Source organism: Streptomyces sp. NPDC007346 (assembly GCF_040703535.1).
GTDB lineage: Bacteria > Actinomycetota > Actinomycetes > Streptomycetales > Streptomycetaceae > Streptomyces.
Map to the genome: position 1 here is coordinate 1 of NZ_JBEYKR010000060.1, position 23478 is coordinate 23478.

General features: G+C 70.0%; 19 protein-coding genes and 2 tRNA genes. 7 read left to right on the forward strand and 14 right to left on the reverse strand.

Annotated features, from left to right (window positions below; translation table 11 throughout):
• The first annotated feature begins 178 nt into the window (after positions 1 to 178).
• Positions 179 to 694, forward strand: a complete 516-nt coding sequence (locus AB0917_RS17615; RefSeq protein WP_366820448.1) for a DUF3515 family protein — start codon at positions 179 to 181, stop codon at positions 692 to 694.
• 195 nt (positions 695 to 889) lie between these two features.
• On the opposite strand, the gene AB0917_RS17620 is transcribed toward AB0917_RS17615, so the two are convergent.
• Both AB0917_RS17620 and AB0917_RS17625 read right to left on the reverse strand, forming a co-directional pair.
• On the reverse strand, positions 890 to 1216 hold the full coding sequence (locus tag AB0917_RS17620; RefSeq protein ID WP_366820449.1) for a DoxX family protein: 327 nt from the start codon (positions 1214 to 1216) through the stop codon (positions 890 to 892).
• Between the two features lie 764 nt (positions 1217 to 1980).
• Positions 1981 to 2053, reverse strand: a tRNA-Ala gene (locus tag AB0917_RS17625).
• A gap of 180 nt (positions 2054 to 2233) precedes the next feature.
• Here AB0917_RS17625 and AB0917_RS17630 point away from each other — a divergent pair.
• Positions 2234 to 2782 carry a DNA-binding protein gene (locus tag AB0917_RS17630; RefSeq protein WP_073875146.1) on the forward strand — a complete coding sequence of 183 codons (549 nt, stop codon included), beginning with the start codon at positions 2234 to 2236 and terminating at the stop codon, positions 2780 to 2782.
• Between the two features lie 115 nt (positions 2783 to 2897).
• A complete protein-coding gene (locus tag AB0917_RS17635; RefSeq protein WP_366820450.1) occupies positions 2898 to 4352 on the forward strand; it encodes a serine/threonine-protein kinase in 1455 nt (484 codons plus the stop codon).
• Positions 4353 to 4431: 79 nt separating this feature from the next.
• Here AB0917_RS17635 and AB0917_RS17640 read toward each other — a convergent pair whose 3' ends face one another.
• The 3 genes from AB0917_RS17640 to AB0917_RS17650 all read right to left on the reverse strand — a co-directional run bounded on the left by AB0917_RS17640 (position 4432) and on the right by AB0917_RS17650 (position 8266).
• Complete coding sequence (locus AB0917_RS17640; protein WP_366820451.1) at positions 4432 to 5778, reverse strand: hypothetical protein; 1347 nt, start codon at positions 5776 to 5778, stop codon at positions 4432 to 4434.
• Positions 5775 to 7754: a VWA domain-containing protein gene (locus tag AB0917_RS17645; protein WP_366820452.1), complete on the reverse strand. Its 1980-nt coding sequence runs from the start codon at positions 7752 to 7754 to the stop codon at positions 5775 to 5777. Before AB0917_RS17645 ends, AB0917_RS17640 begins: the two co-directional genes overlap by 4 nt.
• Before the next feature lie 377 nt (positions 7755 to 8131).
• Positions 8132 to 8266 (reverse strand): DLW-39 family protein, encoded by a 135-nt coding sequence (locus AB0917_RS17650; protein ID WP_003958712.1) that lies wholly within the window; start codon positions 8264 to 8266, stop codon positions 8132 to 8134.
• Positions 8267 to 8556: 290 nt separating this feature from the next.
• On the opposite strand from AB0917_RS17650, the gene AB0917_RS17655 reads away from it, so the two are divergent.
• Positions 8557 to 8925: a DUF6344 domain-containing protein gene (locus AB0917_RS17655; RefSeq protein WP_366820453.1), complete on the forward strand. Its 369-nt coding sequence runs from the start codon at positions 8557 to 8559 to the stop codon at positions 8923 to 8925.
• 347 nt (positions 8926 to 9272) lie between these two features.
• On the opposite strand, the gene AB0917_RS17660 is transcribed toward AB0917_RS17655, so the two are convergent.
• The 9 genes from AB0917_RS17660 to dnaA all read right to left on the reverse strand — a co-directional run bounded on the left by AB0917_RS17660 (position 9273) and on the right by dnaA (position 22211).
• A tRNA-Ile gene (locus AB0917_RS17660) sits at positions 9273 to 9346 on the reverse strand.
• 71 nt (positions 9347 to 9417) lie between these two features.
• A complete protein-coding gene (locus tag AB0917_RS17665; protein WP_366820454.1) occupies positions 9418 to 10038 on the reverse strand; it encodes a DUF3566 domain-containing protein in 621 nt (206 codons plus the stop codon).
• A gap of 93 nt (positions 10039 to 10131) precedes the next feature.
• Positions 10132 to 12771 (reverse strand): DNA gyrase subunit A, encoded by a 2640-nt coding sequence (gyrA, locus tag AB0917_RS17670; RefSeq protein ID WP_366820455.1) that lies wholly within the window; start codon positions 12769 to 12771, stop codon positions 10132 to 10134.
• A gap of 47 nt (positions 12772 to 12818) precedes the next feature.
• Entirely contained in the window at positions 12819 to 14888 is a 2070-nt protein-coding gene (gyrB, locus tag AB0917_RS17675; RefSeq protein WP_366820456.1) for a DNA topoisomerase (ATP-hydrolyzing) subunit B, read from the reverse strand.
• 418 nt (positions 14889 to 15306) lie between these two features.
• Positions 15307 to 15945 (reverse strand): DciA family protein, encoded by a 639-nt coding sequence (locus AB0917_RS17680; protein WP_366820457.1) that lies wholly within the window; start codon positions 15943 to 15945, stop codon positions 15307 to 15309.
• A complete protein-coding gene (recF, locus tag AB0917_RS17685) occupies positions 15942 to 17072 on the reverse strand; it encodes a DNA replication/repair protein RecF (protein ID WP_366820458.1) in 1131 nt (376 codons plus the stop codon). Before recF ends, AB0917_RS17680 begins: the two co-directional genes overlap by 4 nt.
• Before the next feature lie 65 nt (positions 17073 to 17137).
• Positions 17138 to 18022, reverse strand: coding sequence for a phosphogluconate dehydrogenase (NAD(+)-dependent, decarboxylating) (gene gnd / locus AB0917_RS17690; RefSeq protein WP_366820459.1), 885 nt, complete (start codon positions 18020 to 18022; stop codon positions 17138 to 17140).
• Between the two features lie 191 nt (positions 18023 to 18213).
• Complete coding sequence (gene dnaN / locus AB0917_RS17695) at positions 18214 to 19344, reverse strand: DNA polymerase III subunit beta (RefSeq protein ID WP_015609839.1); 1131 nt, start codon at positions 19342 to 19344, stop codon at positions 18214 to 18216.
• 1034 nt (positions 19345 to 20378) lie between these two features.
• Positions 20379 to 22211, reverse strand: coding sequence for a chromosomal replication initiator protein DnaA (gene dnaA, locus AB0917_RS17700; protein WP_366820460.1), 1833 nt, complete (start codon positions 22209 to 22211; stop codon positions 20379 to 20381).
• A gap of 381 nt (positions 22212 to 22592) precedes the next feature.
• Here dnaA and rpmH point away from each other — a divergent pair, with 381 nt between their 5' ends.
• From rpmH to yidD, 3 genes are read left to right on the forward strand one after another with little or no spacing between them, the layout of a single operon-like run.
• Positions 22593 to 22730 (forward strand): 50S ribosomal protein L34, encoded by a 138-nt coding sequence (rpmH, locus tag AB0917_RS17705; RefSeq protein ID WP_003967884.1) that lies wholly within the window; start codon positions 22593 to 22595, stop codon positions 22728 to 22730.
• Between the two features lie 19 nt (positions 22731 to 22749).
• Positions 22750 to 23121: a ribonuclease P protein component gene (rnpA, locus tag AB0917_RS17710; protein WP_366820461.1), complete on the forward strand. Its 372-nt coding sequence runs from the start codon at positions 22750 to 22752 to the stop codon at positions 23119 to 23121.
• The gene (yidD, locus tag AB0917_RS17715; RefSeq protein WP_366820462.1) at positions 23118 to 23477 is read left to right on the forward strand and encodes a membrane protein insertion efficiency factor YidD; all 360 of its coding nucleotides are present in this window, start codon (positions 23118 to 23120) and stop codon (positions 23475 to 23477) included. The genes rnpA and yidD overlap by 4 nt, the downstream gene beginning before the upstream one ends.
• Position 23478: the final 1 nt, after the last annotated feature.

Here is a 23478-nt window from a genome sequence, read left to right on the forward strand (position 1 = left end):
CGGCGAGTTCGGCCTGCTTCAGACCGGCGTCGGCGCCGTGCACGCAGAGCCCTCCGTGGCCGCCGCCCGGGTAGGGGTCGTGCATCCAGGCGGTCATGCGCGGAGCCCCCGTACCCCGGCGAGAAGAACGCTGGTGTAGCTTCCGGTAGGCCCCGCTCACCCGCAGAAAGGCCTTCCCGTGGTGCGAGTCTCCCGAGCGCGGAGAGCCGTCGTCGCGGTGGCGGCCTCCGCCCTGACTGCCGGTGTTCTGGTCTCGTGCGGGGCGGACTACCCCGGCGACGGCGTCACCTCCCCGCCGCACGCCGGGAACGCGGCCTGCAAGCAGATCGCCGACCGCTACCCGGACCGCCTCGGCGGCCAGGAGCTGACGTTCACCGACCGCCCCGGTGTCGCGGTCTGGGGCGACAACACGATCGTGCTGCGCTGCGGTGTCGAGCTGCCCGTGCCGACCATCGACCCGTGCGCGACCGTCGACGGCGTGGACTGGGTCTTCCGCGAGGACCGCTCGAAGGACGGCGGGAAGGTGGTCGCCACCTACGGCCGCGACCCGGCCGTGGAGGCCGTGGTCTCCGACGACGTCGCCGCCGTGGACGACGTACTGGTCGACCTGTCCGCACTGGTCAAGCCCGTGAAGACGTACACGCAGTGCATCAACATGGATGACGTGCCGCCGCCCCCGTCGCCCTCCGGGTGAGGCCCTGCCTCTCGACCGGGGCGATCTCTCCTCCGTACGTGCCCGCCGTCCCCGGACGCTGAGGCGGTACGACACAGACGGCAACCGCTACTCACCGTAGTCGCGGGAGTCCGTGACGGAAAAGCCCCGAGCCTGCCCACGGCTCATGCATCCGCACCGGAGAACACCAAGCTCCCCAGCAGAGGAAAATTCACGTCACCCGAAGCTGTAATAGGTGACCGCGACACAAATAACGAGCATGCCCGTCGCGTTGAGGAACAGGTTGCGGCCGAGGTCCCGTGCCCGGACGTGCATGAAGATCGCCACCAGGAAGTAAAGGATGAGCGCGCACGCGCTGAGCGCCCCCAGCCAAGGCACCCAGATTCCGGCGATCAGTCCCGCGGCGGCGGCGAACTTGACGATGGGCGTGACCCACCACCACTCCCGGGGGAAGTTCACATCCTCGAAGCACTTACGCACGAACTGAACGGGCCGGATACAGAGAATCCCGTCGCCGAACTGAATCAGAGCCAGGACGATCACGGGCCATACGGGGTCCGGGAGGGCTGTCATCGTCTGCCTTTCCTAGCCGGTCCACGCCGCAACCAGCGCCTGAACGTTCGCGTCGAACTCTGCTTCAGCCGCCTTCTAGGCCTCCCGGCCCGGGAGTTGCGCCGATCATCGTACACACCCACATGAGGACGCCACGGGCATATCCTCCAGCAAATCAAGAACCAATTACCGCTGACGAATCGCCGTCAAGCGATAAGCCCGGAGAAGGACGCCTCATTCATAAGGCTGTTGACACTCCACTGGACGGCAAGGGGCCATCCACAACCGTACAACTGCATGCATACGACCTTCACAGTTCATGGCACCTGAGCACCATTCCCCTGGTTCCCCAGATCCCCCAGGTTCCCCAGGTTCCCCAGTGAGCGGACCCCTCTCGGCGTCGCGCCGCGAAAGGTTCCATTACGTCAATCGCACCGGCATTCCGTGCGACCACCTGCCGCCCGACTTCCCGCCGTACAGGGCCGTCCACGCCCCCCTCCGGGCCGACGGCCGCTGCGGCCCCACAGCGGCCCGCAGCGGTGGCCGGACGCGGGGCCGTTGCCGGGCCCCTCCGGCAGAGGGCGGTCCCGGACCGCACCAACGGGAGGTGCCGGGGGCAGCCGGGGGAGGAGGAGGCCCGAGCAAACACCGGAGCCAGGAGCCTCCCCGCTCCCCGTAGACACCGCTACGCCCGCCGGTGAGCACGAAAACCCCCCTGAACCCGCGTTTCCGCAGGTCAGGGGGGTTTCTGAGAGTGGAGCCTAGGAGATTCGAACTCCTGACATCTGCCTTGCAAAGGCAGCGCTCTACCAACTGAGCTAAGGCCCCGAAGAAACAGCAAACGAGGGCAGCGCCGAACACGTCCGTGCCACGGCAACCGTCGCAGACCAGAGTACCGGGTGCTCCCCGGAATCTTGCAAAAGGATAGGGACTCCCGGTGGGCGACCACTCTCCGTAGGATGCTCGACGAGGTTCGCAGCAGCGAAGCCGCAGCGAAGGGGAGACGCAATGGACGCAGCGCAGCAAGAGGCGACGGCAAGAGCCAGAGAGCTTCAGCGCAGTTGGTACGGGGAGCCGCTGGGGGCGCTCTTCCGTCGGCTGATCGATGACCTCGGCCTGAACCAGGCACGACTCGCCGCGGTTCTCGGGCTGTCCGCTCCCATGCTCTCCCAGCTGATGAGCGGCCAGCGGGCCAAGATCGGGAACCCGGCGGTCGTCCAGCGCGTCCAGGCACTTCAGGAGCTGTCGAGCCAGGTCGCGGACGGCAGCGTCAGCGCGGGCGAGGCCACCGACCGGATGGAGGAGATCAAGAAGTCGCAGGGCGGGTCGGTCCTGACCGGCACCGGCCAGACCACCTCGACCGGCGGAGCCCCCACCGTCCGCCGTGTGGTGCGCGAGATCCAGTCCCTGCTGAGGTCGGTCTCGGCGGCCGGCGACATCATCGATGCCGCCGACGCCCTCGCCCCGACCCACCCGGAGCTGGCAGAGTTCCTCCGGGTGTACGGAGCGGGCCGCACCGCGGACGCGGTCGCGCACTACGAGGGACATCAGAGCTAGCGGCTCGGGATCACGACAGCACGACGACGGAACCAGGGCCTCGCACACAGCCGGGGTCCCTGGTCCCCGCAGGGGGCCGCGGCGACGAACAGGAACTGGGAGCGGGCACAGCGCAATGGGTGAGGTCTTCGCTGGTCGGTACGAGCTGATCGATCCGATCGGACGTGGTGGGGTCGGCGCCGTCTGGCGGGCCTGGGACCACCGGCGCCGCAGGTACGTGGCGGCCAAGGTCCTGCAGCAGAGCGACGCGCACACGCTGCTGCGCTTCGTGCGCGAGCAGGCGCTGCGGATCGAGCACCCGCATGTCCTGGCCCCGGCCAGCTGGGCCGCCGACGACGACAAGGTCCTGTTCACCATGGACCTGGTGAGCGGCGGTTCGCTCGCCCATGTCATAGGCGACTACGGGCCGTTGCCGCCCCGCTTCGTCTGCCTGCTCCTGGACCAGCTGCTCTCCGGCCTCTCCACGGTGCACGCCGAAGGGGTGGTGCACCGCGACATCAAGCCGGCCAACATCCTCATGGAGGCGACCGGTACGGGCCGCCCGCATCTGCGCCTCTCCGACTTCGGCATCTCGATGCGCAAGGGCGAGCCCCGGCTGACCGAGACCAACTACGTGGTCGGCACGCCCGGTTACTTCGCCCCCGAGCAGATGATGGGCGCCGAGCCCGACTTCCCCGCGGACCTCTTCGCGGTCGGCCTGGTCGCCCTCTACCTCCTCCAGGGCCAGAAGCCCGACTCCCAGGCGCTCGTGGAGCACTTCGCCGCCCACGGCACCCCCAGCGCCCCCAACGGCATCCCCGAGCCGCTCTGGCAGGTGCTCGCCGGGCTGCTCCAGCCGGACCCGCAGGCCCGGTTCCGTACGGCGACGGGTGCGCGCAAGGCCCTGACCGCGGCGGTCGAGATGCTGCCCGAGCCGGGTCCGGACGACGACCCGGTGGAGGTCTTCGACCAGATCGGGCCGCTGCCCGCGGGGTTCGGCCCCGACGGCCCCGTAAAGGCACCTCAGAGCCCCCACAGCCCTCAGAGCCCTCAGAGCCCTCAGAGCCCTCAAGCGTCCCAGGCGCCCCAGGATCCTCAGGGGCCCTCTGAGCCTCAGCTCTCCCAGGCCCCTCAGCCGCCCGTCCCGTCGCCGCCGCCCGTCTCCATGTCGGAGACCGGCAGCTTCCACCTGGCGCCCCCGCCCCAGCAGCCACACCCCCAGGCCCAGCACCAGCCCCCGCTCCACCAGCCCCAGCCCGCCGCCCCCTCCCCGTACGCCCTCGGCGCCCCGGACCTCTCCCAGGCGCCGACCTCCGGCGTACCCCACGAGGCATCGGCCACCCGGCCCTACACCGCCCAGCAGCAGCACCAGGCACCCCACCAGCCACACCAGCAGCAGCCCTTCGCGGCCCACGCCTCCCACGCTCCGGCGCACGCCTCCGCCTCCGCGCACGCCGCCTCCGTCCCCGCCGCCGCCTCCGCTCCCGTACGGCAGACGCGGCCGGGACCGCCCCCGAAGGTGGCGGTCCCGGTGCTGGTGGTGGCGCTGATCTGCTTCGCGGTCGGTATCTGGGCACTCACCCAGATGTGACGGCACCCAGAGGTGACGTCACCCAGATGTGACGGCACTCAGAGGTGACAGCACCCAGAGGTGACGGTCGGCCGGCTGGTCACCAGCCCTGCTGCGGCGGCCCCCCGTACGGCGGCTGCTGCTGGTGGTCCGGGGCAGGCCCGGCGGCGGCCGCGCGGCGGCGGGCCAGCAGCGTCCAGGCGCCGAGGCCGAGCACCAGCACGGCGCCCGCCCCGAGCGACCCGGCCGCGACGACCCGCATCGTCGCGCTCTTCGCGGCCTTCGGAGCGCTGTCCCCGCTCTTGGCCAGCTCCTTGTCCTTGCCGGTCACCGCGAAGATCCCGGGGTCGCCCTCGTACGGCGACTCACCGGCCTCGTTCTTCACCTGGACCGTCGTCGTCAGCGCGATCGGGCCCTCGCCGTAGGCCTCGGCGACCTTCGGGCTGAGGGTCACCGACAGGTAGTACCAGCCGGCGAAGCGCATGGAGCTGACCTGGGAGCTGAAGTCGTACCGGTTGCGGTACTCCACCGGCGGCAGCGGCCGCAGCGCCGTGCTCGCGGACTTGCCGGAGTACGACAGGGACGTCTCCGTGATGTGCCCCTGGGCCGGGTTCGACAGCGACAGGGTGAGCGCGTTGCCGATGAAGTCGTTCTCGTCACCCGTGGTGTTGCTGAGCACGGCGGAGGCGTAGATCTGCTGTCCCCAGTCCACCGGCACCCGGTAGAAGCGGGTCTGGCCCGGGGCGATGGCGTCGATCCACTCGCCGGTCTCCAGGCTGGTGGCGTCGTAGTAACCGCTGCCGCCCGTACGCTTCTTCGCCTCGACGGCCGGCGGGCCGGGCGTGGCGGAGGGCCAGTCCTTCGGCGCGGTGGTCCCGGCGGGCCCGCCGCTGCGCAGCGCGGGCTCCCGCACGAAGCGCAGCTCCAGCTCCCAGGCCTCGGGGCTGGAGGTGGGCTCGCTCTGGCGCTCGACCAGGACGTCGTACTTCCCGGCCCCCTGGCAGCTGGTGCCGATGCCCTTGCCGATGGTCCGGTGGGCGTACGCCGCGATCGGCCGGGGGGCCTCGCCCGAGCCGAAGTTCGTCCGGCTCGAGCTGCACCGGGAGTCGTTGAGGTCCCGGATGCTGATGGTGATCCCGTCCCCGTACGCCACCGAGCCGTCGAGCTTGGGCACCGCGACCGCCGAGACATAGGCATCGGTGGTGGTGTCGAGATCCACCCGGTAGTAGAGCTTCTCGCCCGGCTTGATGGAGCTGCGGTACACCGCCCCCGGCTCCAGGATCGACGCCTCGGCGTTGAGCTCGGCGCCCTGCACCTTCTTCGCGTCGGGATCGAAGGCGTACGCCGGCGGGCCGGCCGCGTGCGCCTGTCCCGGCAGCGCCGCCACCGCGCACATCGCGGCGAGTGCCGCCAGCACCGCCCGGCCTCTGTTGCGCTGCCTCTTCACGCGCTTCCCCTCGTCGTCCGCATGGCCGCCCTGCGACGGCTGCGTACGAAGAGGGCTCCCCCGGCCACGCTCACCAGGGCGCCCGCTCCGGCAGCGACCGCAATGCCGGTCCATCCTGCCCCGCCCGCACCACTGCTGTCTCCGGCCGCAGTCGAATTGCCCTTGTTGTCCACGTTCTCGCCCTCTCCGGCGGGGCCGCTGCCCGTGCCGCCACCCGACTTCGCGGCCCGTACGGGAGCGCCGTGCTCCGGCCCGGCCAGCTCGTCGCCGAGGACGGCGACCCGCAGCACCACCCCGATCCGCGGGTTCTCGGCGATCTCGGCGGCCCGTGCGCCCAGCGTCACCGTCAGGTAGAAGTCTCCGCCGGCGTGGACCGGGCGGACGGTGGGGCGGGTCTCGTACCGGTTGGTCCACGCGACGGGGACGGAGCCCATCCTGATCGCCGCGGGGCGCCCGCTGTACGTGACGTTCGGCGTGAACTCGCCGCCCGCGCCGCCGACCGGGAAGCGGGCGGGGGTGAACAGCTGCGTGGAGCCGTAGGAGTACGTCCTCGTGGCCCGCTCGATCGTGGGCTCGTTGGCGAACTCGACGTCGTAGCGCACCTGCTGGCCCCAGCCCGCCGGGACCTTGTACCAGAGGGTCTGCGAGGGCAGGACCGTGTCCCTCCACACGCCCTGGCCGATCCGGGTCGCGTCGTTGAACCCGGTGCCGCCCCGGACGGCCTTCGGGCTGTCGGCGGGCAGCGGCGCCGCCTTGCCGCCCGCGCCGTACTCCGGCGCCGACTGGGCGGGGGTGACACCCTCGGGGAGCGGCGCCTCGGCCCCGTACAGCAGCTCCAGCGGCCAGCGCGCTCCGTCCGAGCCCTTGCGGCTCTTCCGCTCCACCACCAGCAGGTAGTCCCCCGCCCGGTCGCACCGGCGCGTCCCCTCGACGGACGGGATACGGGCGACGGCCGAGGTCAGCGGGGTGGCCCCCTCCTTCTGCCGGAAGCGCTCGGTGCTCGCCTCGCAGCTCGGGCCGTCGGCGGCGACGATCCGGGTGCGCAGGGCGTCGGAGGTGTCGACGGCCGCGCCGGGCTGCGGGACGGCGGTGGCGGCGAAGTTCACCGTCGACACGGAGTCGAGGCCGACCGCGTAGTACCGCGTCTCGCCCGGACCGATGGCGTCCAGGTACTGGCCGGGGCGCAGGGCCGGGGCCTTCGCCGCGCTCTCCCCACCGGTCACCCGCTCGCCCGCGAACCGGTAGCCGTCGACCGAGAGTTGGGCGGCCCGCTGGAGCTGCCGGGCCAGCGCGGCGGCGTCGGGGGCGTCGTGGTAACGGCCGTTGCCGGCCGCCGCGATGCACTCCAACTGCTCGCGGGCGGCGCCCTTCACCTGAAAGCCGACCGTGTCGATACGGAGTCCGGCGCCGGCCTTCGTGAGCTCTTCGGCTACCTGACAGGGCGGTGGCGTACCGCAGTTGTCCTCGCCGTCCGAGATCAGCAGGACCGTCCGCGTACCGATCGCGTCGCCGGCGGGCTCGGGCAGATCCTGGGCGGCCTTCCGCAACGACAGGCCGATGGGCGTGTCCCCCATGGGCCGGACCCCGGCCACGGCCCGCTTCACGGCGTCCCGGTCGAGCGCCTCGACGGGCCGTACGAGCCGGGTGTCGGTGCAGCCGCCCGCCCGGTCGGCGCCGTAGACCCGGAGGCCGGTGGGGTAGCCGTCGGGCAGTGCGTCGACCACGGCCCCGACGGCACTGCGGGCGCTCTCCATACGGGTCCGCCCGGCCCCGTCGTCGTCGGCCATCGAGCCGGAGGAGTCGAGCACCATGACCAGGCTGCCGGCGCCGTTCCCCTGATCGGCGGGGGCGGCGGGTACGGCCGCCGCCTGCCCGGCGGGTGCGGCCGACGCGGGCAGCGCCCCGGCCACCAGGGCGAGGAACGCCCCGCCGATCCACGCCCCCGCTGTCGCGGTACGGCGGTGGTCCCGTCCCATCACCCGTTGCCCCATCACCCGTTGCCCCCTCGGCCATGAAGCCCCGGACCCCCTCAGCTTCTTTGCTTCAGCAAGCTACTGATTTGCTCAGGCGAACTCAAGGGCGGGGCGTCACGGTCCGGCAACATCGGGGGAACAGCACGGAACAGAGCCTGAAGGCACGAAGCATCCGGACTCAGGGCAGAGAGCCTGCGGGCAGAGAGCCTGCGGGCACGAAGCATCCGGGCGCAGGGCTCCGGATCTGAGCCCACGAGCTCTGGCTCCGGTCCCGGGCCCCGGTCCCGGGCCCCGGTCCCTGGTCGCTGAGCGGCCAAGGCCCCGGACAGCACGAAGCCCCGGCCGCTCAGCGACCGGGGCCCGTAACAGACTGTGCCGTCTCACACACCCGAACCTGCGGGCACGGAGTCGGTCGCCTCCGTCCACAGATCCTGCTCGGCGCGATCCGCCTGGATCTGGCGGTACACGAGGAGCCCGCCGATGGCGGCCAGTGCGACCAGGAGAAGCTTCTTCACCGCGCGACCTCGTCTTTCCTTGGAATAGGGGCCTTCTGCCGCCGACTATACACACCGGCCGATACCGATCGGTGACCTGCCTGGGACCCAAAAGCGGCCCGTCGCGGCACCCCGACGAGGCCCGCACCGACCCTCGTAACGCCTCCTGGGCGGCCTGTCAGGCCCGGTTGCACCATACGAGTGGTGTTCATCTGAAGATCGGCGCAGCGCGGGCGTCGCTCCCCGGAAAAGCGGCCGGGATCCACATGATCGGAGAAGTCAGCAACCGGACCACCCGAAAGCGAGGGGCCATGAGCACCTTCCAGCCCAAGAGCATCTGGACCGCCTTCATCACCGCCTTCTTCGCCCTGCTGGCGTCGCTGGGCCTCGCCACCGCCACGGCGAGCACCGCGAACGCCACGAACGCCGCCGCGCAGCCGAGCGCCACGCCCCAGAAGCACACGGCGACCACCGCGGCAACCCCGCTCGCTCCCTCGGTCCGATGGACCCTTCCGCGTGACCGGGCCCTGCCGCCCACGATGAAGCAGCGCATCCGGGCCGAGGCCCACGGCTCCTCCCCGGCCACCCGCCACCTGTCGGCCGACCCGACGGCCGCCACCCGCACCACCGACCCCCACCGCACAGCCCCGGAAGGCGACTCCCCGGTGCCACCCCCCTGATCCCGCCACCACCGCACTCCGGGGCCCCTGGTCCGGTTCACACCGGCCGGGGGCTTTTCCATGCGCCCAGGGCCTGCACCGTACGAACCTGAACCGGTCCCGTACGAGCCGCGCCCGATCCCGTACGAGAAGAGGCCAAGCCCGTACGAGAAGAGACCGGTCCCGTACGAGAAGAGCCACCGCCGTACACCGCCGCCGCCCCCACACAGCCACCCACATGCGCCGCCTCATCCGGCACCTACACCGCCGGCCCCAGGCTCCAGGCCCCCACAGGCTCAGCCCCGCCTCACCCCGCCCCCTCCAACGCGAAGACCCCCAGTCATTGCTGACTGGGGGTCTTCGTTCTGTGGGGCTAACAGGATTTGAACCTGTGGCCTCATCCTTATCAGGGATGCGCTCTAACCAACTGAGCTATAGCCCCGCCGCGCTCTCGCGCTGACTTCTGAAGATTAGCGCACGTCGGGGCCAGTCCCAAAATCGATACCCGGCGCGCTACTCGTCCTCGGCCAGCGTGAGCTCGACGCCGCCCACGAAGCCCGCCGACAGGTTGTAGATGAAGGCGCCCAGCGTCGCCAGCGCGGTGGCCAGAACCACGTCGATCACGGCGATGACCGAGGTGAAGATGAGCACCCGCGGCAGCGACAGGAACGACTGCAGATCGAAGCCGTTGCTCTCGTTCGAGCCGGTGGCCTCGCTGATCGTGCCGCCCACGGTGGTGAAGACACCCATGGCGTCCATCACCATCCACAGGATCGCCGCCGCCACCACCGTGCAGATGCCCAGCGCGATCGACAGCAGGAAGCTGACCTTCATCACCGACCACGGGTCGGCCTTGGCCACCCGCAGTCGGGCCTTGCGGGTACGCGGAGTGGTCCGCGCCCCCGTACGCGGCTTACGCGTCGCCTGGGCGCCGCCCACGCTCTGCGCGCCGCCCAGAGTGCCCCCGCCCTGCCCAGGGTGCTGCTGGCCGCCCTGGGTGCCGCCCGCAGGCGACGGGTACGCCTGGGGCGGGTGGTACGGCCCCGACGGCCCCGGTGCGGGCTCACGCTCGCCGGGCAGCGGCCCGGTCGCGTAACCCTCGTACTGGGGCTGAGGCCCTCGTGTGTCCGTCACAGTGCCCCCTTGGGAGTCCGTGGCAGGGCCACGGGCACCGTTCGCTCCTGCTCCGGAAGCGGCCGAACCGGCGCCCGTGGCTCCACTCACGCTCTACTCCTCGTGCTCCCCGGTCGAGGGCTCCGTGCCCTCGACAGTGCCCTCTACCACGCTCTCGGCGTGGGCCTCGGCCGTCTCGCCGTCGGCGTCATCGGTCCCATCGACCTCTTCCGCCTCACGACCGGCCTCGGCATTGCGCGCGATGCCGACGACGGCATCCCGCTTGCCCAGATTGATCAGTTGGACGCCCATGGTGTCACGGCCCGTCTCCCTGACTTCATTGACTCGCGTACGAATCACACCACCGCCGAGCGTGATGGCGAGGATCTCGTCCGTCTCCTCCACCACCAGCGCACCGACGAGCGAGCCCCGGTCCTCGACGATCTTGGCAGCCTTGATACCCAGACCGCCACGACCCTGGACGCGGTACTCGTCGACGGGGGTCCGCTTGGCGTACCCGCCGTCGGTGGCAGTGAACACGAACGTACCGGGCCGGACGACATTCATCGAGAGCAGTTCGTCTCCCTCACGGAAACTCATGCCCTTGACGCCCGAGGTGGCACGGCCCATCGGGCGCAGCGCGTCGTCCGTCGCGGTGAACCGGATCGACTGCGCCTTCTTGCTGATGAGCAGCAGATCGTCCTCGGCCGACACCAGCTCGGCGCCGATCAGCTCGTCGTCGCTCCCGTCCGGCATCTCGCGCAGGTTGATCGCGATGACACCGCCCGAGCGCGGCGAGTCGTAGTCCTTGAGCGCGGTCTTCTTCACGAGACCGCCCTTCGTCGCCAGGATCAGGTACGGCACGGCCTCGTAGTCGCGGATCGCGAGGATCTGGGCGATCTTCTCGTCCGGCTGGAAGGCCAGCAGGTTGGCGACGTGCTGACCGCGCGCGTCCCGGCCGGCGTCGGGGAGCTCGTACGCCTTCGCCCGGTAGACGCGGCCCTTGTTCGTGAAGAACAGCAGCCAGTGGTGGGTCGTCGACACGAAGAAGTGGTCGACGATGTCGTCTTCCCTCAGCTTCGTCCCGCGCACACCCTTGCCGCCGCGCTTCTGCGAGCGGTAGTCGTCCGTCTTCGTGCGCTTCACATAGCCGCTGCGGGAGATCGTGACGACGATGTCCTCCTCGGCGATCAGGTCCTCGATGGACATGTCACCGTCGAAGGGCACCAGCTTGGAGCGCCGGTCGTCGCCGAATTTCTCGACGATCGCCGCCAGCTCCTCGCTCACGATGGAGCGCTGCTTGGCGGGCGAGGCGAGGATCTCGTTGTACTCGTTGATCTTCGCCTGGAGCTCGTCGTGCTCGGCGGTGATCTTCTGGTGCTCCAGCGCGGCCAGCCGGCGCAGCTGCATCTCCAGGATCGCGTTCGCCTGGAGCTCGTCGATCTCCAGCAGGCCCATCAGGCCCTCACGCGCGATCTCCACCGTGTTGGAGCGCCGGATGAGGGCGATGACCTCGTCGATGGCGTTCAGGGCCTTCAGCAGGCCGCGCAGGATGTGCGCCCGCTCCTCGGCCTTGCGCAGCCGGAACTTCGTCCGCCGGACGATGACCTCGATCTGGTGCGTCACCCAGTGGCGGATGAACGCGTCGATCGACAGCGTGCGCGGCACCCCGTCGACGAGGGCCAGCATGTTGGCGCCGAAGTTCGACTGGAGGTCGGTGTGCTTGTACAGGTTGTTCAGGACGACCTTGGCGACCGCGTCGCGCTTGAGCACGACGACCAGGCGCTGCCCCGTACGCGAGGACGTCTCGTCCCGCACGTCCGCGATCCCGCCGACCTTGCCGTCCTTGACCAGGTCGGCGATCTTCTGGGCGAGGTTGTCGGGGTTGGTCTGGTACGGAAGCTCCGTGACGACCAGGCACTGGCGGCCCTGGATCTCCTCGACCGCGACGACCGCGCGCATCGTGATGGAGCCGCGCCCGGTGCGGTACGCCTCCTCGATGCCCTTACGGCCCACGACCAGCGCGCCGGTCGGGAAGTCGGGGCCCTTGATGCGCTCGATCAGCGCGTCGAGCAGCTCCTCGTGCGAGGCGTCGGGGTGCTCCAGGTACCACTGGGCACCGGCGGCGACCTCGCGCAGGTTGTGCGGCGGGATGTTGGTCGCCATGCCGACCGCGATCCCCGCGGAACCGTTGACCAGCAGGTTCGGGAAGCGCGCCGGCAGGACCGTCGGCTCCTGGTTGCGGCCGTCGTAGTTGTCCTGGAAGTCGACGGTCTCCTCGTCGATGTCCCGGACCATCTCCATGGACAGCGGCATCATCTTGCACTCGGTGTACCGCATGGCGGCGGCCGGGTCGTTGCCCGGGGAACCGAAGTTGCCGTTGGAGTCCACCAGCGGCATGCGCATCGACCAGTGCTGCGCGAGGCGCACCAGGGCGTCGTAGATGGAGGAGTCGCCGTGCGGGTGGTACGTACCCATGACGTCGCCGACGACGCGGGCGCACTTGTAGAACCCCTTCTCGGGGCGGTACCCGCCGTCGTACATCGCGTACAGCACCCGGCGGTGGACGGGCTTGAGGCCGTCCCGTACGTCGGGCAGCGCGCGCGAGACGATGACGGACATCGCGTAGTCGAGATAGGAGCGCTGCATCTCCGTCTCGAGCCCGACGGGCTCGACACGCATGCCCACACCGGGGACGGTGACTTCCTCGGGCGTCGCGGGTTCAGGTGTCACAGGGGTGTTCTCGTCGGCCATTGCTGGTCAAAGTCCTTTCGAGCTGCGGCGTCGCTGGTACGGCCGACTCAGATGTCGAGGAAGCGGACGTCCTTGGCGTTGCGCTGGATGAACGAGCGCCGTGCCTCGACGTCCTCACCCATGAGCACCGAGAACAGGTCGTCGGCCTGCGCCGCGTCGTCCAGCGTGACCTGGCCCAGGACCCGGTGGTCGACGTCCATGGTGGTGACGCGCAGCTCCTCGGCGTTCATCTCGCCGAGGCCCTTGAAGCGCTGGATCGAGTCTTCCCTGATCCGCTTGCCGTTCTGCTTGCCGAGCGCCACGAGCGCGTCGCGCTCCCGGTCCGAGTACGCGTACTCGAAGTCGTCCCGGCCCCACTTGATCTTGTAGAGCGGCGGGCGCGAGAGGTAGACGTGCCCGGACTCCACCAGCGGCCGCATGAAGCGGAAGAGGAAGGTCAGCAGCAGGGTGTTGATGTGCTGTCCGTCGACGTCGGCGTCCGCCATCAGGATGATCTTGTGATAGCGGAGCTTCTCGATGTCGAAGTCCTCGTGGACCCCGGTGCCGAACGCCGAGATCAGCGCCTGGACCTCGGTGTTCTGGAGGATCTTGTCGATCCGGGCCTTCTCGACGTTCAGGATCTTGCCGCGGATGGGCAGGATCGCCTGGTACATCGGGTTGCGGCCGGACTTCGCCGAACCACCGGCGGAGTCACCCTCGACGATGAAGATCTCGCACTTGGTGGGGTCGTTCGACTGGCAGTCGCTGAGCTTGCCCGGCAGCGAGGCGCTCTCCAGGAGCCCCTTGCGCCGCGTCAGGTCGCGCGCCTTACGGGCCGCCACCCGGGCGGTCGAGGCGGCGATGCCCTTGCGGATGATGTCGGCGGCCTCGTTGGGGTTGCGGTCGAACCAGTCCGTCAGCTGCTCGTGGACGACCTTCTGCACGAAGGTCTTGGCCTCCGTGTTGCCCAGCTTGGTCTTCGTCTGGCCCTCGAACTGCGGCTCGCCCAGCTTCACCGAGATGATCGCGGTGAGACCCTCGCGTACGTCCTCGCCGGTGAGGTTGTCGTCCTTCTCGCGCAGCAGCTTCTTGTCGCGCGCGTACCGGTTGACCAGGGAGGTCAGCGCCGCACGGAAGCCCTCCTCGTGCGTACCGCCCTCATGCGTGTGGATCGCGTTGGCGAAGGAGTAGACACCCTCCGTGTACTGCGTGTTCCACTGCATGGCGATCTCGGCCGACAGGAGGCGGTCCTTGTCCTCGGCCTCGATGTCGATCACCGACTGGTGAATGACGTCGCCCTTGCGGGAGTTGAGGTACTTCACGAAATCGACGATGCCGTTTTCGTAGTGGTACGTGACCGAGCGGGCGGTCTCCTCCTCGGCGGGCTCGGCCGCCTCCACGCTGTCCGCGCCCGCGGTCGCCTTCGCCGACTCGCGCTCGTCGGTGAGCTTGAGGGTGAGGCCCTTGTTGAGGAACGCCATCTCCTGGAAGCGGCGCGAGAGGGTCTCGAAGCTGTACTCGGTGGTCTCGAAGATGTCCCCGTCGGCCCAGAAGGTGACCGACGTACCGGACTCCTCGATGGCCTCGTGCTGGGCCAGCGGCGCGGTCGGGACACCGAGCTTGTACTCCTGGGTCCAGCGGTATCCGTCGGTCTTGACCTCGACGGCCACCCGCGTGGACAGGGCGTTGACCACGGAGACACCGACACCGTGCAGACCGCCGGAGACCGCGTAACCGCCGCCTCCGAACTTGCCGCCCGCGTGCAGGACGGTGAGCACGACCTCGACGGCCGGCTTGCCCTCGGACGGCACGATGCCGACCGGGATGCCCCGGCCGTTGTCGATCACGCGCACGCCGCCGTCGGCGAGGATCGTGACGTCGATCGTGTCCGCGTGGCCGGCCATGGCCTCGTCGACCGAGTTGTCGACGACTTCCTGCACGAGGTGGTGCAGGCCGCGCTCACCGGTCGAGCCGATGTACATACCGGGTCGCTTACGGACCGCGTCCAGCCCTTCCAGCACGGTGATCGCGCTGGCGTCGTACGAGGTGGTGACCTCGCCATGCTCACCGGCTGTGGACGGGATGTTCTCGTTGGGGTTGCCGGAATCGGCCACGAAGCGCCCTTTCTGGCACAGCACAGGCCGTCTTCCGGACAGGCGGGAGCGGCTGCGTCGTTCGGCTTGTATCGACGACTCCCGCCTCAAAGCGGGATTACTCACCAGTCTACCGGTAGCACTGACATGAATGGGGGTTTGCCGGTACCTGAGTACGCATGTGCCGCCCTGAATCAGCGGTTGACGACTCCCCATATTCAGGGAGGGGCCCCAAGAGGCCCTGACCGGCATTGCGCGCTTCGGCCTGTCAACCTCCGGCTACGGTGAGGGACGCTCCGGCCGCACCCCCCTCGCTCCGCCGGTACGAACCCCGGCGAACCGGGTGCTCCGAGCGCTCCGGCGCACCCCCCACTGCCAGCAGGGACACGACAAGTTCCAGCCAAAAGCGCAGCTCAGCGCCGGGAGGCAACGGTCCGATCAGGGGCCGGGGACGGCAGTTCCCTCACCCGTAGGTGTCTCCGGGCCCCTTGCTGCCGGGCGCCCGCAGCGGCCCGAACCGGCGCTCCGGGCCCCCCGGACCGACCACCTTGATCATCCGTACGGTGCCCTGTCCCAGATCCGCGTTGAGCCGGGCCACCAGCTGCGGGGCCAGCAGCCGCAGCTGGGTCGCCCAGGCCGTGGAGTCGCAGCTCACAGTGAGCACCCGCGCGGCGGGGTCCTCGTCGTAGCGCAGGGGTACGCAGTGGTTGGCCAGATCGTCGCCCACGATCTGCGCCCACCGCCCCATCACGCCGCCCACCGCCGCCGGGGTCTCCCAGCCGCGCTCGGTGATCAGCCGGTTGATCGCGGAGCCCAGCGGCTGCGGATCACGGCCGTCCGAACGGGCCCCCGAGCGCAGCCCGCCGCCCCGCCGGGCCTGCTTCTTCTGCTGGGCCGCCGCGCCCCGCGCCCGCGCCTGCTCCTTCGCCGCCCGCAGCGCGACCCGGGCGAGGTCGACCCCGGCCACCTCGGGCGGCTTGGGGCCGCCGGCCACCGGCGTACCACCCGGGCCCCCGTCACCACGGGCCACCGGCGCACCACCGGACGCCCCGTCCGCGCCGGCCCCTCCCGGGGCCCCCGGCTCCTCGTCACGGCCGGTCATACCCGCTCCACCTCGCCCGCCGACACCGCGTACCGCGTCCCCGCCAGCACACCCGGCACGTCCTCCGCCACCGCGGCCGTCACCAGCACCTGCTCGCCCTGGGCCACCAGCTCCGCCAGCCGCTCCCGGCGGCGGGCGTCCAGCTCGGCGAAGACGTCGTCCAGGACCAGCACCGGCTCGTTGCCCTCGGAGCGCAGCAGCTCGTAACTGGCCAGCCGCAGCGCCAGCGCGTAGCTCCAGGACTCCCCGTGGCTCGCGTACCCCTTCGCGGGCATGGACCGCAGGCTGAGCACCAGGTCGTCCCGGTGCGGCCCCACCAGCGTCACCCCGCGCTCGATCTCCTGCTTGCGCACCCCGACGAGCGCCGCGATCAGCTGCTCGTACAGCTCGTCGCGGGTGCGCGCCGGCGAGACGTCCTCACCCACCGAGCTGCGGTACTCCAGCGCCACGGGGCCACCGCCCGGCGCCACGTCCCCGTACGCCTTGTCGGCCAGCGGCTGGAGCGTGGCGATCAGGTCCAGGCGCTGCGCGAGCAGCTCGGCGCCGACCCGGCCCAGGTGCTGGTCCCAGACGTCGAGGGTGGACAGGTCCATGGACCGGCCGCCGTGCCGGCGCGCCATCGCGGCGGACTTCAGCAGGGTGTTGCGCTGCTTGAGGACCCGCTCGTAGTCGGAGCGGACCCCGGCCATACGGGGCGAGCGCGCGGTGATCAGCTCGTCCAGGAACCGCCGCCGCTCCCCGGGGTCGCCCTTGACCAGGGCCAGGTCCTCCGGCGCGAACAGCACCGTCCGTACGATCCCCAGCACGTCACGCGGTCTGACCTGCGAGGACCGGTTGATACGGGCCCGGTTGGCGCGGCCGGGGTTGAGCTCCAACTCGATCAGCTGCGAGCGCTCGCCCTGGGTCACCGCCGCCCGGATCACGGCCCGCTCGGCGCCCATCCGCACCAGGGGGGCGTCCGAGGAGACCCGGTGGCTGCCGAGGGTGGCGAGATAGCCGACGGCCTCGACGAGATTGGTCTTGCCCTGCCCGTTGGGGCCCACGAACGCGGTGACGCCCGGGTCGAGAGGGACCTCGACCCGGGCGTACGAGCGGAAGTCGGCCAGCGAGAGATGGGTGACGTGCATGGTTGGCCGACCTCTCCCGACAGTGCTTCCGTTGTCGCGGCGCCGGCGTGCGGCCGGCGCCGCGGTCAGTTCTCGTTCTTGGACTCGACCGCGTGGCCGCCGAACTGGTTGCGCAGCGCGGCGATCATCTTCATCTGCGGCGAGTCGTCCTGGCGCGAGGCGAACCGGGCGAACAGGGACGCCGTGATCGCGGGGAGCGGCACCGCGTTGTCGATCGCGGCCTCCACCGTCCAGCGGCCCTCGCCCGAGTCGGCGGCGAAGCCCCGGAGCTTCTCCAGGTGCTCGTCGTCGTCCAGGGCGTTGACCGCGAGGTCCAGCAGCCAGGAACGGATGACCGTGCCCTCCTGCCAGGAGCGGAAGACCTCGCGCACGTCGGTGACGGAGTCGACCTTCTCCAGGAGCTCCCAGCCCTCAGCGTAGGCCTGCATCATGGCGTACTCGATGCCGTTGTGAACCATCTTCGCGAAGTGGCCGGCGCCGACCTTGCCCGCGTGAACGGAGCCGAAGTCGCCCTCGGGCTTGAGCGCGTCGAAGATCGGCTGGACCTTCGCCACGTTCTCCTCGGTGCCGCCGTACATCAGGGCGTAGCCGTTCTCCAGGCCCCAGACGCCGCCGGACACGCCGCAGTCGACGAAGCCGATGTCCTTGAGGCCCAGCTCGACGGCGTGCTTCTCGTCGTCGGTCCAGCGCGAGTTCCCGCCGTCGACGACGACGTCGCCGGGCGAGAGCAGTTCGGCCAGCTCGTCGATCGTGGACTGGGTGGCGGCACCGGCCGGGACCATGACCCAGACGACCCGCGGGCCCTTCAGCTTGCCCACAAGCTCTTCGAGACTGTGGACATCGGCGACATCCGGGTTGCGGTCGTAACCGATGACGGTGTGACCTGCGCGGCGGATGCGCTCGCGCATGTTGCCGCCCATCTTGCCGAGGCCGACGAGACCGAGCTCCATCAGAGATTCCTTAAGCGTCGTGGCGATAGCGTCGTGGCGTTTTCCGCCCAGGACCGAGCCTACGCCCGGCCGACGACAGCGCGGTGGGCCCGCTCCGCGCCGAACGGGCCCACCGGAACCGCTGTGAAGGCGTCATCCGCTGTGGTGGCACACCCCCCGGCCCGTGGGGACCGGCGGGCGAAAGGGCCGGATCAGCCGGAGAGGCGGACCGGCATGATCAGGTACTTGTACGCGTCGTCCGCCTCGGCGTCCACCGCCGGGCGCCCGCTGAGCAGGGCGGGCTTGGTGGACGTGGTGAACGAGAGCTGGGCGACCGGGGAGTCGATCGCGCTCAGCCCGTCCAGCAGGAACGTCGGGTTGAAGGCGATCGAGATGTCGTCGCCCTCCAGCACCGCGTCGACGCGCTCCACAGCCTGTGCGTCGTCGCTGGAACCGGCCTCCAGGATGAGCACCCCCTGCTCGAAGCTGAGCCGCACGGGGGTGTTGCGCTCGGCGACCAGGGCCACACGCTTGACGGCCTCGACGAAGGGGGCCGTCTCGATGACCGCGACCGAGTTGAACTCGGTGGGGAAGAGCGTGCGGTACTTCGGCAGGTCGCCTTCGAGCAGCCGCGTGGTCGTCGTGCGGCCCGCGCCCTCGAAACCGATCAGCCCCTCACCGGCACCGGAGCCGGAGAGCGCCAGAGTGACCGTGTCACCGCTGGTGAGCGCCTTGGCGGTGTCCAGGAGCGTCTTGGCGGGCACCAGGGCGACCGCGGAGGCCTCCGGGTCCTCCGGCTTCCAGAGGAACTCACGGACCGCGAAGCGGTAGCGGTCGGTGGAGGCGAGGGTGACGGTGTCGCCCTCGATCTCGATACGGACACCGGTCAGGACGGGCAGCGTGTCGTCGCGGCCGGCGGCGATGGCCACCTGGGCGGCGGCGGAGGCGAAGACCTCACCGGGGACGGTGCCCGTGGCCGTCGGCATCTGCGGCAGCGCGGGGTACTCCTCCACCGGCAGTGTGTGGAGGGTGAAGCGCGAGGAGCCGCAGACCACCGTGGCCCGTACACCGTCGGTGGAGATCTCCACCGGGCGGTTCGGCAGGGCGCGGCAGATGTCGGCGAGCAGCCGGCCGGAGACGAGCACCGTGCCGTCCTCGTCGACCTCCGCGTCCACGGAGACCTTGGCCGAGACCTCGTAGTCGAAGCTGGAGAAGGAGAGGGCTCCGTCCTCGGCCTTCAGCAGAAGGCCCGCGAGAACGGGCGCCGGCGGACGGGCCGGGAGGCTGCGGGCCACCCAGGCCACCGCCTCCGCGAGTACATCGCGCTCCACCCGGATCTTCACCGGAACCGCCTCCTGCTGTTGCTCGCTCGCCCTGCTGGCCTTCGTCGTCTGGACCGGAGCTCCCTGCCGACGGCCGGGGTGGCTCCGGGGTCCAGTCTGACGCACGGCACCGACAGTCGTTGCTGCTCGGGGTCAAGTCGAGCAAAACGCTGCGAGGCGGTCGCCGGTCGAGTTGTACACAGGCCCCACTTCGAAGCGGATTCCTGGCTAACTCTGAGTGGTAGTAGTAGTAGGCCCTGTGGAAACCGTGGATAACGTTGTTTGCGCAGGTCAGCACCGGTTTTTTGTCCACCGCGCCTGTGGGCGGAACCCGTGGACAACCGGGGTCTTCTGTGGACGGGCGGAAGTTCTGCACACCCGATGCACAGGAGGGGGCCACTTCTCCCCAAGCCTGTCCCCAGCTTTACCCACGTTCCCCACAGCCCAATCAGGCAGCTTCGTGTGACGCCTTTCACCCCGGGCGGTGAGAGCGGGTGTTGCGTTGCCGAACAGTGGACAGAGGTGTGGAGAAGCCGGGAGTGGCTGGGGACAACAGGGCCCAGCCTGTGGGCTGCCGGTGGACAACTGCGCGTGCCCCCTGTGGACGAAAATTCTGTCCACAGGCTGTGGATCACGGTTGGCCACAAATCCCCAACCATGTGACCTGGCCTGATGGAGTATCGGCAGCTCGCCCTGTGGACGCAATATGGACAACTTCGCGGTCCCCAGGCTGTGGACGGAAGAAACCCCGCACATCTGTGGAGAAGGGGCTCTGAGCAGCCCGTATTCGAACAGTGCCGGTCGGCGGAGACCGCGGAGCCGGTCCGGCGGAGAGCGCCGTGAGGGGTCGCGGGGGCTCCTGGGGGCTCTCGGGCGCCCCCAGGAACGGGCTCTCAGGAGCCCCAGGAACGACGAAAGGCGCCTCGCGGGGACCGTGGGAGGTCGTTGCGAGGCGCCCTTCGAGCGCGCTGTGAGGCCGTACGACGTCCTGGGAGGACGCCGCGAGAGGGCCAGGGCGTGGCCGGCGGCTCAGGACATGCCCTCGGAGAGCGGCGTCAGCCGTTCTTGATGCGGTTGGTGAGCTCGGTGACCTGGTTGTAGATGGAGCGGCGCTCCGCCATCAGGGCCCGGATCTTCCGGTCCGCGTGCATCACCGTCGTATGGTCGCGGCCGCCGAACTGCGCGCCGATCTTCGGCAGCGAGAGGTCGGTGAGCTCCCGGCACAGATACATGGCGATCTGGCGCGCCGTCACCAGGACCCGGCTGCGCGAGGATCCGCAGAGATCCTCCACCGTGAGGCCGAAGTAGTCGGCGGTGGCCGCCATGATGGCCGGCGCGGTGATCTCCGGCGCCGACTCCTCACCGCCCGGGATCAGGTCCTTGAGCACGATCTCGGTCAGCCCGAGATCCACCGGCTGCCGGTTGAGGGAGGCGAAGGCCGTCACCCGGATCAGGGCGCCCTCCAGCTCACGGATGTTGCGCGAGATCCGCGAGGCGATGAACTCCAGGACCTCCGGAGGCGCGTTGAGCTGCTCCTGGACCGCCTTCTTGCGGAGGATGGCGATCCGGGTCTCCAGCTCGGGCGGCTGGACGTCGGTGGTCAGACCCCACTCGAAGCGGTTGCGCAGCCGGTCCTCCAGCGTGACCAGCTGCTTGGGCGGCCGGTCCGAGGAGAGCACGATCTGCTTGTTGGCGTTGTGCAGCGTGTTGAAGGTGTGGAAGAACTCCTCCTGCGTCGACTCCTTGCTCGCCAGGAACTGGATGTCGTCGACCAGGAGGATGTCGACATCGCGGTACCGCTTGCGGAAGGTGTCGCCCTTGCCGTCGCGGATCGAGTTGATGAACTCGTTGGTGAACTCCTCCGAGCTCACGTACCGCACCCGGGTGCCCGGGTAGAGGCTGCGCGCGTAGTGCCCGATGGCGTGCAGCAGGTGGGTCTTGCCGAGCCCTGACTCCCCGTAGATGAAGAGGGGGTTGTACGCCTTGGCGGGAGCCTCGGCCACGGCGACGGCCGCGGCGTGCGCGAACCGGTTGGAGGCGCCGATGACGAAGGTGTCGAAGAGGTACTTCGGGTTCAGCCGGGCGTGGGGCTCGCCCGGTCCCGGCGCGGGCGCCGGCTGGGCGCCCATCGGGCCGGGGACCGAGCCGCCGGTGCGCCCCGGGCCGCTGGGACGGTGCTGCTGGTCGTGCCGGTCGCGCTGCTGGTCGTATCCCTGGCGCTCGGGCGGCGGCGACCGGTAGTCGTGCTGCGGCTGCTGGGGCCGCCCGGTGCCGTAGGGCTCACGCCACTGCTCGGAGGGCTGCTCGCGGTACGGCTCGCTCTCGCGGTAGGTGTCGGAGGCGGGCTGCTCGCGGTCCTGGTAGCCCCCGTGCCGCGGCTGCTGCCAGGACAGGTCCTCCTGGGTGCGGGGCCAGGCGCCCGGCTCGGGGCGCTGCTGCTGGTAGTCGGGGTAGGCCGGGCGGGCCGTCGGCATGCCGTCGTCGGAGGGGCGGTGCCCGTATCCGTCGTACCCGTCGTTGTGCGCGTCGTCGCGCGGCTGCCCCTGGTAGCGGTGGCCCTGCTGGCTCTGGTGGGACTGGTGCATCGGGGGCGCCGGCGGGGAGGGCGGTTCACCAGCGGAGTCGTCGACGGTGATCGCGATCCGGATGGGGCGGCCGCACTCGCGGGTCAGCGTCTCGCTGATGAGCGGAGCGAGCCGGCCCTCCAGCACGCGCTTGCCCCATTCGTTGGGGACGGCCAGGAGTGCGGTGTCGGCGACGAGTGCCAGCGGCTGGCAGCGCTCGATCCACTGCTTGTCCTTCGGCTCGATGCCCTGCTGGCCCTCCCCGAGGAGTTGTTCCAGCACTCGTGGCCACACTGCGGCAAGATCGGCAGGTACGTCAGCCACAAGGCACGCTCTCTCGCATGTCCCACGAATGTGTGGTTCTCGGGACGGGATGGGTCGGGATGGGTGAGGCCCGGCAGTCGGGAAGGAAAAGAACCGGAGTTCAGCCACGGTAGTCAGGCCGGGCCGCGCGGTTCAAGTTGTTGTCCACAGGCTGTGCACAATGGTGGGTCATGCGGAGCCGGTTTGACCGGATGACGTAGCCGCGCGTACCGTGACCAGGTCGAGTTGTCGATGGCTGCTGCCGCCTGCCTCCGATGGGCAAAGATCACGATCTGTGATCGTGAAGCGGTGCACTAAGGCGTTTACGCGAGTTCCTCGTGGGCGCACGGTGACAGCCAGGCGATGTCCCGCCAAGACACGAATCATTTCTGGAGCCCCCGAGTGAGCAAGCGCACCTTCCAGCCGAACAACCGCCGTCGTGCCAAGACCCACGGCTTCCGTCTGCGCATGCGTACCCGTGCCGGCCGTGCGATCCTCGCGAACCGCCGCGGCAAGGGCCGCAGCAGCCTGTCCGCCTGATCGTTTACAGGTCCATGACGTGCTGCCTACCGAGAATCGGCTGAGGCGGCGCGAGGACTTCGCGACCGCGGTACGACGAGGACGTCGAGCCGGACGTCCACTGCTCGTCGTCCATCTACGCAGCGGTGAAACGGACCCGCACGTGACTGGGGAGACTGTTCCCCCGCCGCGTGCGGGTTTCGTTGTCAGCAAAGCGGTGGGCGGCGCGGTCGTCCGCACCGCGGTGAAGCGGAAGCTTCGCCATCTGGTCCGGGACCGACTGGCGCAGTTGCCCCCCGGTAGCCTTGTTGTCGTACGAGCGCTGCCCGGTGCGGGCGACGCCGACCATGCACAGCTGGCCCGAGACCTGGACGCCGCCCTTCAGCGGCTGCTGGGAGGGGGCACGAGATGAAGTACCCACTGCTTGCCCTCATCAAGCTGTACCAGTGGACGATCAGCCCACTCCTCGGGCCTGTCTGCCGTTACTACCCGTCGTGTTCCCACTATGGATATACGGCTATCGACCGGCACGGTGCGATCAAGGGAACAGCGCTGACCGCCTGGCGCATCCTGCGATGCAATCCGTGGTCACCCGGCGGTGTGGACCATGTCCCGCCACGCAAGCGTCCGCGGTGGCACGAGCTGCTGCGCAACGGCCTGCGCGGTGGCAAGGGCGGGGAGCCCGCCGCTGATGTGCCGTCCAGGGGGTCGGTCTCCGAACCTCCGAGCCCGGCCACAGAGACCTCGCCCAATGCTCAAGGAGCCTGAT